Annotated in this window: 7 protein-coding genes and 1 pseudogene; 2 read left to right on the top strand and 6 right to left on the bottom strand. The window is 62.5% G+C overall.

Translation table 11 applies throughout. The annotated features are described in order from the left end of the window. Positions 1 to 3: 3 nt before the first annotated feature. The 5 genes and pseudogenes from DLM46_RS30430 to DLM46_RS30410 all read right to left on the bottom strand — a co-directional run. Entirely contained in the window at positions 4 to 1,578 is a 1,575-nt protein-coding gene (locus tag DLM46_RS30430; RefSeq protein WP_115106863.1) for a DHA2 family efflux MFS transporter permease subunit, read from the bottom strand. Between the two features lie 17 nt (positions 1,579 to 1,595). Next, entirely contained in the window at positions 1,596 to 2,678 is a 1,083-nt protein-coding gene (locus DLM46_RS30425; protein WP_115106862.1) for an HlyD family secretion protein, read from the bottom strand. Between the two features lie 63 nt (positions 2,679 to 2,741). Continuing rightward, positions 2,742 to 3,176, bottom strand: coding sequence for a MarR family winged helix-turn-helix transcriptional regulator (locus DLM46_RS30420; protein WP_115106861.1), 435 nt, complete (start codon positions 3,174 to 3,176; stop codon positions 2,742 to 2,744). A gap of 188 nt (positions 3,177 to 3,364) precedes the next feature. Beyond that, positions 3,365 to 4,273 (bottom strand): LysR family transcriptional regulator, encoded by a 909-nt coding sequence (locus DLM46_RS30415; RefSeq protein ID WP_115106860.1) that lies wholly within the window; start codon positions 4,271 to 4,273, stop codon positions 3,365 to 3,367. Positions 4,274 to 4,436: 163 nt separating this feature from the next. Then, positions 4,437 to 4,721: pseudogene (locus tag DLM46_RS30410) on the bottom strand (AMP-binding protein); the annotation flags it as partial. A 336-nt stretch (positions 4,722 to 5,057) separates the two neighbouring features. Between DLM46_RS30410 and DLM46_RS30405 the strand changes: the two are divergent. After that, complete coding sequence (locus DLM46_RS30405) at positions 5,058 to 10,499, top strand: AAA family ATPase (RefSeq protein ID WP_115106859.1); 5,442 nt, start codon at positions 5,058 to 5,060, stop codon at positions 10,497 to 10,499. Positions 10,500 to 10,790: 291 nt separating this feature from the next. Further along, positions 10,791 to 12,188, top strand: a complete 1,398-nt coding sequence (locus tag DLM46_RS30400; protein WP_115106858.1) for a sensor domain-containing diguanylate cyclase — start codon at positions 10,791 to 10,793, stop codon at positions 12,186 to 12,188. 135 nt (positions 12,189 to 12,323) lie between these two features. Here DLM46_RS30400 and DLM46_RS30395 read toward each other — a convergent pair whose 3' ends face one another. Beyond that, positions 12,324 to 13,388, bottom strand: a complete 1,065-nt coding sequence (locus tag DLM46_RS30395) for a lactonase family protein (protein WP_425274030.1) — start codon at positions 13,386 to 13,388, stop codon at positions 12,324 to 12,326. Positions 13,389 to 13,429: the final 41 nt, after the last annotated feature.

Raw genomic sequence — 13,429 nt, 5'->3', positions numbered from 1 at the left:
ACCTCAATGCGCATCCGGAGGAGGAGCGGTGTTGGAGATGGGTTTCGAAAACAGGACACTGATAATGGCGACCAGGAAGCAGAGAGAAAGCACGTAGAACGTGTCCGCGAACGTCAACGTCAGTGCTTCGCGGTAGACGAGCGCGTGCAGGTTCGCAAGTCCCGACTGCGCGGCGTTCAACGCATCGCCCGCCGCGGCGGCCCAGTGCGCCGTCCGTTCGTCCAGCAGCGCTTCGACCTGCGGTGTGCCTGTCGTGACACTCTCGTTCAGACGCAGATAGTGAAAATTCAGCCGGTCGTTAAGCATCGTCGAACTGACCGCGATGCCAATCGCGCCGCCGAGATTGCGCATCAGATTGAACAGACCGCTTGCCGACTTCAGACGCGATTGCGGCAACGAACCGAGCGCCATCGTCACGATCGGCGGCACAGCGAACTGCTGGCCGATGCCGCGCAGCGCCTGCGGCAACAGGAGCTGCTGCCAACCCCAGTCGTGCGTCAGCGGCGTGTACAGGTAACAACCGGCACCAAAGCAGATCAGACCGAACATCAGCAGCGCGCGCATGCTGAAAAAGCGCGACGCCAACGCATAAGCACCCAGCGCCAATAGCTGGAACGCACCGACGGAGAGCAGCGCAATACCGATCTGCAGCGAGTCGAAGCCGCGCACCTGAGCGAGAAACAGCGGCGTGAGAAAGACCGCGACGAAGATACCGATGCCCGTCACGAAAGACAGCAGGCTGCCGATGCCGAAGTTCCTGACCACCAGCGCCCGGATATCGACGATGGGGTCTTTCGCTGTCAACGCGTGCACCAGGAAGAGAAATCCGCAGATTGCCGAAATCCAGGTGCAGGCGACGATGATGTGGTCGCTCATCCAGTTCTTGCGCGGGCCCTCTTCCAGCACGTACTCGAGACAGCCGAGAAAGCCCGACATCAGCACGATGCCCAGGTAGTCGCCCTTCTTCAGCAAGCTGAGATCCGGATCGTCGATATGCACGTACTTCGGCACGAGCGCCGCGACGGCAAGACCCGGGACCAGGTTCAGATAGAACAGCCAGTGCCACGACCACTGATCGGTGATCCAGCCGCCGATCACCGGCCCCACGGCAGGCGCCAGCGAAGCCAGTGCGCCGATCGTGGTCGAAGCGACGAGTCGCTGCTTGCCGGGGAACAGCACGAATGCGGTCGTGAAGACGGTCGGAATCATCGCCGCGCCGAGCGCCCCTTGCAGGCAGCGGAAGAGAATCATCGAGTTGATGTCCCACGCGAGGCCGCAAAGCATGCTCGTTGCAGTGAAGCCGATCGCCGATGCGACGAACAGCCAGCGTGTCGAAAACACTTTCGAAAGCCATCCGGACATCGGGATCACGAGGATCTCCGCGATCAGGTAAGCGGTCTGTACCCACGACAACTCGTCCTGACTGGCAGAAAGCCCGCCGCCGATATCGCGAAGCGACGACGCGACAATCTGGATGTCCAGCGTGGCCATGAAAAAGCCCAGGCACATCAGGCCGAACGCAAATACACGTTGCTTCATCGGCTGCGATGCCGGGTCCAGCGTATGAGGGTTATGCATGATCTGCTCCGTGGCGCTCAGCTACCGGTATGAACGGTGACAACCGCGGACAAGCCGGGACGCAGCACGTCGGCGAGACCGGCTTGCGGATCGAGGTGGATGCGCACCGGCACACGCTGAACGATCTTCGTGAAGTTGCCCGTGGCGTTTTCCGGCGGCAGCACGCTAAAAGTCGCGCCCGTGGCCGGTGCAAGGCTTTCCACCACGCCGTGGAAGGTACGGCTGGAAGCATCGAGCGACACGTCCACCTTCTCGCCGCCCTGCATCTTCTTGAGCTGATCCTCCTTGAAGTTCGCGTCGACCCACAGACCATTCGACGGGACGATCGTCAGAATCGGCACGCCGATTTTCGCGAGCATGCCGACGCGGCCGGTGCGATTACCGATGTAACCGTCGACAGGCGAACGAATGGTCGTGTATTCGACGTTCAGTTCGGCGACGCGCTGCGCGGCCAGCGCGGTATTGACGCGTGCTCTCGAGTCATTCAGTTGCGCCGCGAGCACATCGAGTTGACGCTTCGCGGCTGAAACGCCTGCATCGCTGCGCTCCACTGCGGCTTGCGCCTTCGTGTAGTCGGCATCGGCGCGCTCGACGATCTGATTCGAAACCGCATCGTCCCTGACCAGTTCGCGGTAGCGCGTCTTGTCGGACGACGCGCGCGTCAGTTCCGCCGACGCCGAGTTCTTTTCTGCTGCCTGCTGGGCGATCACCGCGGCCTGGAGCGTCTGCTTCGCCTCCAGCTCCGTCACCTCCGCTCGTGCGCGCTCGACATCCGCCGTTGCCTGCGCGAGCTGCGCGTCATAGTCCCGCGCGTCGAGGCGTACCAGCACCTGGCCCGCCTTCACGCGCTGGTTGTCGGTCACGTCGATCGTGTCGATAAAACCCGTCACCTTCGGCGCCATGACGGTGACATTGCCGCCGACATAGGCGTCGTCCGTGGTCTGTTCGAGACGCATGACGGTATACCAATAGGTCGCCGCGGCGGCGAGCACAACGACGACAATCGACGCTGCAAGCTTCATCCACGGAATCTGTCGGCTCTTTACAGAAGCCTCGCCTGCCACTGCGGCCTTTGAAGAGGGAGATACAGTCGTATTCATCGGTTCACCTGTGTATATGCACTATGATTGATAAAAACTGAATTGCTGAAACGTGTTCACTGCCTAGGTCGCTGCGATGTCGGCCTTGATGCGAAACAGTTCGGCGCGAAGCTGCGCTGCCCGTTCGGAACCGAACCTGAGTTCGAAAGCCTCCTGGGCTGCCTGCCAGCTGACGGATGCTTCCGCCAGCTTGCCCATGCCGTATTCGGTCAGGTCGAACACCAGCCGGCGCTTCCCGTTCTCCTGATACCGGCCTGCCACCAGGTCCGACTTGAGCAGCGGTTTGAGAGTGCGCAGAAGCGTCGTACGCTCAACCACCAGAACGGCAGACAATCGCGCCATCGTGAGACCGGGATTCCGGGCAAGCACGCTGAGAATGCTGTACTGCGACGGCGTGACGCCCGTTGCAGACAGATAGCGCTCGTAGAATTGCGAAATTCGACGGGCGGCCTGGCGGACAGCGAAACAGTCGTCGTTCTGGAGAAATTGAGTGTGCATGCGCACAGATTAGCGGGACGAGCACCGGGAAGCGATGCCGGCTGGATTACCAGTTTGTTGTCACGATGTGCATCAATCGGACATCGGACGGGGGCCTGCGAACCTGGGTACAGGCGCTGGCCGCGGGCGCATCGAGGCCGCTCAGCCTTCTACGGTGGCGCACCATGATGGGCCCCTTTTTTTCAGGTCTAGCGCGCCGTCGCGGGCACTCCAAAAAAATCGGCCGCATGGTCGATGAAGGCGCGCACCTTGGCCGGCAGCAGCGTCCGGTTACTGTAGGCGAGCCGAATCTCGATGCTGTCGTCGACAAGCTCGAAGTCGGCGAGCAGACGCACGAGCTTGCCGGAGGCCAACTCGCCCTCGACCAGCGGTCCGGGGACGACACCGATACCGAACCCCTGCAGCACCATCTCCCGGTTGAAGGTGGGACTGTTCGACGAAACATCGAAGCGAAACGGAACCGTCAGTTCTTCCTTCCCGATCCGGAAACCGATGCTGGGTCGCCGAATCGACGGCGACATCGCCACAAAAAGATGAGTGGCCAGTTCCGACGGATGCTTCGGCGTTGACGACGCCTGCAGATACTGCGGCGTCGCGACGATGACGACGGGCATACGCTCGAGCAGACGCACCACCGCTGTCTCACTCGTCAGCATGTAAGGAACGACGATGCCGAGGTCGTATCCATCCGCAACCAGGTCTACGGAGCGCTCAGTCAGCGTCACATCCAGGGTGACTTTCGGATGCGCCCGCTTGAACCCGGCAATCAATGGAACCAGCCGGTTGAGCGTCGCTGTCGTGTGGGCGACGAGGCGCAAAACGCCGCCCGCCGCTCGCGTCTGATTGCCGACGTCCGCCTCGAGCGATTCCAGGTCGTCCAGGATGCGTACGCAGCCTTCGTAGAATCGCTCCGCTGCTTCCGTGAGCGACACCTGTCGCGTTGTCCGGTGCAACAGCCTGCACCCCACCCGCTCTTCCAGGCCCGCGATCGCCCGCGATACCGCCGGCCGCGTCAGCCCGTGAATATCCGCTGCTCGCGAGAAGCTCTTCAATTCGACCACCGACCGAAAAACCCGCAAGCTTTCGACATAGTCCATGGTGAGATCTCACTGGCGTAGGGTGATGAGGATGGCCAGATTACCGAATTTTCGCTGCCGCGCCGGATTTCAGTTGCGAATCTGAACCATGAAGACAACGCGGACGGCAAACCGCAATGGTCTCGGCACCATTGACAAGGCTCTAAGGCAGAGCGATGCCGGCGCCCTTGGGCAGGCCGGTGGTTCCCGTCGTGTAGAACGTCGTGGCCCGGGTGTTCTCGTCGAAGTCGGGGAAATCGTAGCTGGTCGCGCTCGCTGCGAGCATCGCCTCGTATTCCGTGGTGAACGCAATGGTGTGCGCGCACGCTTCACTGCCCGGCTCGTCGATCCACACGAAGGTGCGGACCGTTTCGAGCTGATCCTTGATCGCTTCAACCACCGACAAGAAATCGGTGTGGACGAACAGCACCTCTGCGCCGGCGTGGTTGATCGTGTAGGCGATCTCCGCCCGTTGCCCGTCCGCGATCCCCCGCCTTTCGTCATACTTTTTTGCGCGGATCCTGTTCGCCGGTACAGTGTTGCCGGTGCAGCACGAAGCGAAGGGCACCGTCCGACTAGCGTGGGCAGGTAGGTGCTCACCTCGGGCGCTCCGGCGAGGTCATTATTTCGTCGCGGTCGTCGAGGTGTATCGTGACAACGATGCCCGCTGCTGTACGCGTTGCTGACTGCGCAGATGCCGCCTTGTAACTGGCGCTTCATGGATACCCGGCGCAGTCGAGGCTGATGAATGGGGGCGCCCCTCTTAACCAATGACAGGCAGAAGCCTGATGACGAAGTACGGTAGATGAACGCTACACACGGTTCCGACGCAGCTGGCAGCCTCCAGATCCTGTGGGAAGACGGCGAGCGCGTCTTCTGTCGAGCGCGGCCCCCGGGCGGCAACGACAGCGTGCTGCTTGCGCGGGCCGGCGCCGAACATCCGTCACCCACCAGCCTCGCTCGCCTCGCTCACGAATTCGCATTGAAGGACCAGCTCGACAGCGCATGGGCGGTGCGGCCGATGGAGCTGGTGCACGCAGACGGCCGGACCGTGCTGGTGCTCGAGGATCCGGGCGGCGAGCCGCTCGAACGGCTGATCGGCGCACCCATGGAGGTGCAAAGCGTGTTGTACCTCGCCGTGAGCATCGCCGCGGCGCTGGGCCAGCTCCACCACTCCGGCCTCGTCCATAAGGACCTCAAGCCCGCTCATATTCTGGTGAACTGCGCGGACGGCCAGGTGCGGCTCACCGGGTTCGGCATCGCCTCGCGGCTGCCGCGCGAACGGCAGCCGCCCGTGCCGCCCGAAACAATCGCCGGCACGCTCGCCTACATGGCGCCCGAGCAGACCGGGCGGATGAACCGTTCGATCGATTCGCGCAGCGACCTCTATGCATTCGGCGTCGCGCTCTATCAGATGCTCACCGGTGCGCTGCCGTTCACGGCCGCCGCCCCCATGGAATGGGTGCACTGTCATGTCGCCCGCAAGCCGACGCCGCCCAGCGCGCGGGTCGAAACGGTCCCGCCTGTCCTCTCGGGACTCGTCATGAAGCTGCTCGCCAAGACACCCGAGGAGCGCTATCAGACCGCGGCCGGCGTCGAGCGGGATCTGCGGCAGTGCCTGGCCGAATGGCAGCGTCAGCGCCGCATCGATGCCTTCCTGCTCGGTGAACACGACATGCCCGACCGGCTGCTTATCCCCGAGAAGCTCTACGGACGGGAGCGCGAGGTCGAGGCTCTGGTCGCTGCATTCGAGCGCGTCGTCAGGAGCGGCAGGCCGGAACTGGTGCTGGTTTCCGGCTATTCCGGCATCGGCAAATCCGCGGTCGTCAATGAACTGCACAAGGTGCTGGTGCCGCCGAGGGGACTCTTCGCCTCGGGCAAGTTCGATCAGTACAAACGCGACATACCCTATGCGACGCTGGTGCAGGCCTTTCAAGGCCTGGTGCGGCCGCTTCTCGGCAAGCGCGACACGGAGCTGGCGAGCTGGCGCGACGCATTGATGGAGGCACTGGCGCCGAATGCGCGGCTCATGACCGATCTGATCCCCGAACTGAAGCTCATCATTGGCGATCAGCCGCCGGTCCAGGAACTCGAGCCGCATCAGGCACAACGCCGTTTCCAGCTCGTCTTCCGGCGCTTCATGGGTGTCTTTGCCCGACCGGAACATCCGCTGGCGCTGTTTCTGGACGATCTGCAATGGCTCGACGCCGCGACGCTAGATCTGCTGGAGGACCTCCTTACCCGCGCCGATCTGCAGCACCTGATGCTAATCGGCGCCTATCGTGACAACGAGGTCGATGCCGCCCATCCGCTGATGCGCAAGCTTCAGGCCGTCAGGAACGCGGGCGCCCGGCTCGATGAAATCGCCCTGGCGCCTCTCGCCTGCGAGCACGTGGAGCAATTGATTGGGGAGACGCTGCGCGGCGAGCCGGAACGCGCCGCGCCGCTCGCGCAGCTCGTGCATGAGAAGACCGCGGGCAATCCGTTCTTCGTCATTCAGTTTCTGCACGCGCTCGTCGACGAGGATCTACTCACCTTCGATCATGAGACGGCCTGCTGGTCCTGGGATCTGCCCCACATTCATGGCAAGCGTTACACCGACAACGTGGCGGACCTGATGGTCGCGAAGCTGGTCCGCCTGCCCATCGAAACGCGGCAGGCGTTGCAACAGCTCGCCTGCCTCGGCAACACGGCCGCGCTTGCGATGCTGTCGAATGTCTTGGGGCACTCGAAGCGGCAGGTCCGGGCGTTGCTGAAGCCTGCAGTCCACCAGGAACTGGTCGAGCAGCTCGACGGCTCCTATCAATTTGTGCACGACCGGGTGCAGGAGGCCGCCTATTCACTGATCCCGGAAACCTCGCGCGCCGAGGCTCATCTGCGTATCGGGCGGCTGCTCGCGGCGCAGACACGCCCCGGGAAACGCGAGGAGGCGATATTCGAGATCGTCAATCAACTCAACCGCGGTGCGGGGCTGGTGACCTCACAAGAGGAGCAGGAGCAGCTGGCCGAGTTTAATCTGCTCGCCGCCCGGCGCGCCAAAGCGTCGACAGCCTATGCGTCCGCCCTCACCTATCTGATCGCCGGTGCTGAACTCCTGAAGGACGATTGCTGGGAGCGCAAGCATGAACTGATCTTCTCGCTGGAGCTGAATCGGGCCGAATGCGAATTTTTGACCGGCCGGTTATCGGTCACGGAAGAGCGCTTGGCAACGTTGTCGTCCCGCGCGGCGACAACGGTCGAACAAGCGCTCGTCGCATGCCTGCAAATGGATATCTACCTGACCCTCGACCAGAGCGGCCACGCGGTCGCTGTTTGTCTCGACCACCTCCGGCGCGTCGGTATTGAATGGTCGGCCCATCCGAGCGACGAGGACGTGCAGCGGGAATACGAGCGCATCCAGTCACAGCTTGCGGGCCGGACCATTGAGGAGCTCATCGATTTGCCGCTGATGGAGGACCCGGCGTCCCTCGCGACCGCCGATGTTCTGGGCAAGCTCTTGAGGCCGGCATGGTTTGCCGATGCCAATCTGGCTTCCCTGACGATATGCAAAGCGGTCAGTCTCAGCCTCCAGCGAGGCAACTGCGATGCTTCATGTTTCGCCTACGTCATGTTTGCCAGGATCGCCGGACCGCGCTTTGGCGACTATCAGGCCGGATTCCGGTTCGGCCAGCTCGGCTACGAACTGGTCGAACAACGCGGGCTCAAACGCTTCGAGGCGGTGACGTATCTTTGCTTCGCGCTTTACGTCGTGCGCTGGATGAAACACGTGCGCTTTAGCCGCGCGCTGCTGGACCGCGCGTTCGAAGCGGCGAACCGCAGCGGAGACCTCCCGTCTGCCGCCTATACATGCTGCCACATCGGTTCGAACCTGCTCTTTGCCGGCGAGCCGTTGAGCGAGGTGGAACGCGAAGCCGAACAGGGCCTGGCGTTTTCCGGGAAGGCACGATTCGGCCTGGTCATTGATAACATCACCACGCAACTCGCGCTGATCCGGATGCTCCGCGGCATGACACTGAAATTCGGCTGCTTTGACGCCGGCGAGTTCAACGAGCTTCGTATCGAGCACCATTTGTCCAGCAACCCGGCCCTGTCGACCGCCGCGTGCTGGTACTGGATCCGGAAATTACAGGGGCGCTATATCGCTGGCGACTATGCAGCGGCCATGGACGCTGCAGCGACGGCACAGCCTCTGCTATGGAGCTCATCGGGACATCTTGAGGAATGCGAATATCACTTCTACGGCGCGCTGGCCGGTGCCGCCCATTGCGACCGCGCACCAGCCGGGGAGCGACAGCAGCATCTGGACGCTGTGGCTGCGCATCACCGGCAGCTGCAGGTCTGGGCGACGAACGGTCCGGAGAATTTCGCGAACCGCGCGGCGTTGGTCGGTGCCGAGATGGCTCGTCTCGCGAGCCGCGACAGTGACGCGATGCGTCTCTACGAAGAGGCCATCCGGTCGGCGCGCGCAAACGGCTTTGTGCACAACGAAGCGCTTGCCAACGAACTCGCGTCCCGCTTCTACGCGGCACGCGGTTTTGAGAAGATTGCCCGTGTCTATTTGCAGGACGCCCGACAAGGCTACCGACATTGGGGCGCCGACGGCAAGGTGCGGCAACTCGACGAGATGTATCCGCATCTGAGGGAGGAGGAGCGCGTGCCCGGGCCGACCAGTACGATCGGGGCCCCAGTCGAGCACCTCGACCTCGCTACCGTGATAAAGGTGTCGCAGGCCGTCTCGGGTGAGATCGTGCTGGACAAGCTGATCGATATGGTCATGCGCACGGCGATAGAACAGGCCGGCGCCGAACGAGGTTTGTTGATTCTTCCGGACGGCGGCGAACAACGGATCGCAGCGGAAGCCACGACGGGCGGCGACACGCCGCGCGTGCAGTTGCGCGATGTAGCGGCGAGCGCGGCGGTGCTGCCCGAGTCGGTGCTCTACCATGTCCTGCGCACGAGGGAGAGCGTTATTCTCGACGACGCCGCGGGCGAGCCCACGTTTGCCACGGATCCTTACATCCGTCAGCATCGGACCCGTTCCATTCTCTGCTTGCCCTTGATGAATCAGGCCAAGCTCATCGGCGCCCTCTACCTCGAAAACAATCTGATCACCCGCGCATTCGCGCCAGCCCGGATTGCGGTGCTCCGGCTGCTCGCCTCCCAGGCGGCGACCTCGCTCGCCAACACCCGTTTGTACCGCGATCTGGCGGAACGCGAAGCGAAGATCCGGCGCCTCGTCGATGCCAACATCATCGGGATCACCGTGTGGAATGCCGATGGTGACATTCTCGAGGCCAATGACGCCTTTCTTCGCATGGTGGGATACGAGCGCGAGAATCTTGTTTCAGGTCGCCTGCGCTGGAAGGATCTGACGCCGCCGGAATGGCGCGAAAGCACCGAACAAGCCGTGGCCCAGGCCGCGCGGACCGGCTTTACGCCGCCCGACGAGAAGGAGTACATCAGGAAGGACGGCAGCCGTGTGCCCGTCATGGTCGGCAGGGCCGCATTCGAAACCGGCGGGAAGGAAGGCGTCGCTTTCGTGGTCGATCTGACCGAGCGCAAGGAAGCGGAGCACCGCTTGCGCGAGTCCTACGAGATGCTGCGGGAACTCACCTCCCGTCGCGAGACGGCTCGCGAGGAAGAGCGCAAACACATTGCACGGGAAATGCACGACGAACTCGGACAACACCTCACCGCGCTTCGCATGAGGGCGTCGGCACTACGCATGCAGTTTGGCCACGAACGCCCGGAACTGCTCGAACAGACTCAGGCACTGATTGCGCTGGTGGACGAAACCATGCAGGTTGTAAGGGGCGTCATCGCTTCGCTACGCCCTGCGGCGTTAGACACGGGCATTGCGGCAGCGCTCGAGTGGCTCGCCGCCGAATTCAACCGCAATGGCCGCACGATGTGTCGTCTCCGCTTGCCGGACGAGAATATCGTGGTGAGCGAGGACCGCGCTGTCGTGCTGTTTCGCCTCGTCCAGGAGGCGCTGACCAATGTCGCCCGTCACGCCGCGGCCAGGCAGGTGATCATCACGCTGGAACGAACGCCCGATGCCTGTCTGCTGGAAGTCCGCGACGACGGTCAAGGATTCGATGCTCTGGCGACCAGAAAAAAATCGTTCGGACTGGCTGGGATGGAGGAGCGCGTTCTGATGCTGGGCGGTAAGATCGACATTGTCAGTTCGCCCGGAACCGGCACCGCGATCAAGGTAAGTCTTCCCGAGGCATGGTCGAGTTGCTGAGTTTTAACGTTTCATCGCTGACGACGACCCCGCGCTCGACCCGCCACTCAGTACTGACTCGAAATCCAGTACGATCGGCACACGGACCATGACGAATCGCAGTCAGGATTTCCTCAACCCATTTTCATCAAGCCCCTACAGTTCGACGCTTGCACCGGTGCTTTAGACCGCTCATAGTCAGCGTCTTGCGCGGCTCAGGCGAAGGCCTGAGGCGGCAAGGCACAACCTGAGCGGTTGATCCACTCATGACACGGCCGAACCTGTTTAACAACGACGTCGGAACCAAGCTTGATGTCTGAACTCATCGATGAGCAGGCCGATTCGCCGCGCTCGGATTTTTTCAACCGGTACGCCCGCCTGCTTCCCGGAGCCGTTGCGCTCCTGTCGATGCTGGTCTTTCTCATTGCCGCGCCGTTCGCGAAGATCCCGCTGCGTCAAGTGCCCGCCTTTATTCCGGCATATGAGTCGGCGCTCGTCCTTAGCGATCTGATCACTTCAGTCCTTCTGTTCGGCCAGAGTGTGATCGCGCGTTCGCGGGCACTCGGCGCATTGGCAAGCGGCTATCTGTACACGTCGACGATCGCCCTTCTCCACATGTTGAGCTTTCCGGGGTTGTTCTCGCCGACCGGACTCCTGAATGCGGGACCGCAAAGCACGGCGTGGATATACATGTTCTGGCACGCCGGGTTTCCGTGCTTCGTCATTGCCTATGCGCTGCTCAACGACAGGAAACCGGCAAGGATCACCGGCCGCACCGGCGGAGCAGGCAGGTTGATGTTCATTGTCGGCGCTCTCCTTTGCCTCGCGGCGGGGATGGTTGCCCTCGCCACAGCAGGAGAACGCCTGCTGCCTGAAATCATACGGAACAACCACTACACGCCGGCGATGCGATGGGTGGCGGGATCGACCTGGGGATTCTGTCTCCTCGCTCTCGCGGTGCTGTGCCGGCAAAGACGGCGTTCGGCGATCGACTGGTGGCTCATGGTCGTGCTGTGCGTCTGGATTTGCGACGTCGCGCTGAGTGCCGTGTTCAACGGGGGGCGCTACGACCTCGGGTTCTATGTCGGGCGAATCTACGGCATGTGCGCAGCCAGCTTCGTCCTTCTTCTGCTGCTGATCGAAAATACCTTGCTTCATTCGCGACTCGCTGCAGCACTTGACGAGTTGAAACGGCTTGCCACGACAGATCCGCTGACGGGCGTCGCCAATCGTCGCGCCTTCGACGCCGCGCTGACAGCGCACTGGCAACGCGCCGTCCACGACCGGTCGCCGCTGTCATTGCTGATGATCGACATCGACTTCTTCAAACGTTTCAACGATCACCACGGCCATGTCGAAGGCGACCGGTGCCTCGTGCTCGTTGCCGAATGCCTCACGCGGACAGTGCGGCGCGCAAACGATCTGGTTGCACGCTATGGCGGCGAAGAGTTTGTGGTTCTGCTGCCGGAAACCGATGCAGCGTCGGCCGCTCACGTTGCCCAGCGAATGTGCGACGCGGTAGCCGCACTTGCGATTCCAAATGGCGGTGCGCCGCACATGGCCAACGTCACGATCAGTGTCGGCGTCGCCAGCCTGGTCATCGAAACAGGCGCCGAGATGACGGATCTGACCAAGGCTGCCGATCACGCGCTCTATCTGGCAAAGGCTGCGGGGCGTGGGCGGGTCGAAGAAGCGAGCTTGATCGCCTAGTCAAATTGGCCGCGCTGCACGCTCGGCACGCGGGGCAAGGACGGCAAGGACGGATTCGCCGTTCTCCGACCTACCCTGTCCCGGCGTGCCGCGCAACATCGCAGGCGACTCACCCGAGGCGCCGAAATCCAAATCTCAATTGACGTTCGTTCCCTCGAACTCGACGATTTCGATCCAGTTCGCCCCCTTACCTACCGGATATTGCCCAAGCGCACTCAACGCGCCTGTCTTGCGGTCGATGCGGTAAGCGCTCAGGTTCGTCGACAACTGACCCACCGCCAGCAGGTACTTGCCCGACGGGTCGATATTGAATCCGCGCGGTTGTTTTTCGGTCTGGTACGTACCGATGCGCGTCAACTCACCCGAGGCCGCGCTGACCTTGTAAGCCGCGAGCGTGCTCGATGTGCGCTCCGATGCATACAGGAAATGCCCGTCGGGCGTCAGGTGAAGATCCGCTCCCCATGGCTTGTCGCCCGAGAAATCGGGCGGCAGGATGGAAACCGTCTGAACCAGCTTGACCGTGTCGCGGGAGCTATCGAAGGCGAGCACGTGAAGCTTGCCGTCGAGTTCATCGATCAGATACGTAAAGCGATGATCGGCCGAGAACACGAAGTGGCGCGGTCCCGATTTGGGCGGCAACGAATACGCAGGCGCGGCGTCCGCGGTCAACTGCCCGTTCGACGCGTCGAACTTCAGACGCAGCCAGGCATCCGAGCCGAGTACCGACGCGAACACGTAGCGGTTGTCGGGGGCGCTGCGGATCGCGTGCGCCATCGGGCCGGTGTTGACAGTCTGCCGCACTTCGCCGACCACGCCATCCGAGCCGATCCGGTTCACCGCCAGAAGGTTGCCGCCGTATGACGCGGAAAAGAGGTAGCGGCCGGTCGCGTCCGTCGAGACATACGCCATGCTGTCCACGAGCGGTGCGCGGCCGAGTTCGATCAACCGGCCGTCGAGCGGATTGACCGCGAAGCTCACCACGCGATACGGCTTCGAGCGCAGGCCGGCGTAGAGCCGGAGATGGTCGGGCGAAAACGTCATCGGCATCACCGTTCCGGCGACAGCCACAGTCTCCACGGCGGCAAGCGAGCCACTCGACTTGTCGAGGCTGAAGACCGAGATATCCTGGCTATCTGCATTCGATACGTATGCGTAGGTTGCGGCCTGCGAGGCGCAAGACACAGCAACACCAGCCAACATGATTGCACCTGCACCCAGGACACCTTTAATGTTCATGCTCA

Source organism: Paraburkholderia lacunae (genome assembly GCF_003353175.1).
GTDB lineage: Bacteria > Pseudomonadota > Gammaproteobacteria > Burkholderiales > Burkholderiaceae > Paraburkholderia > Paraburkholderia lacunae.
The sequence above is the reverse complement of the archived record's forward strand: the minus strand, read 5'-3'. Positions and strand labels throughout refer to the sequence as shown.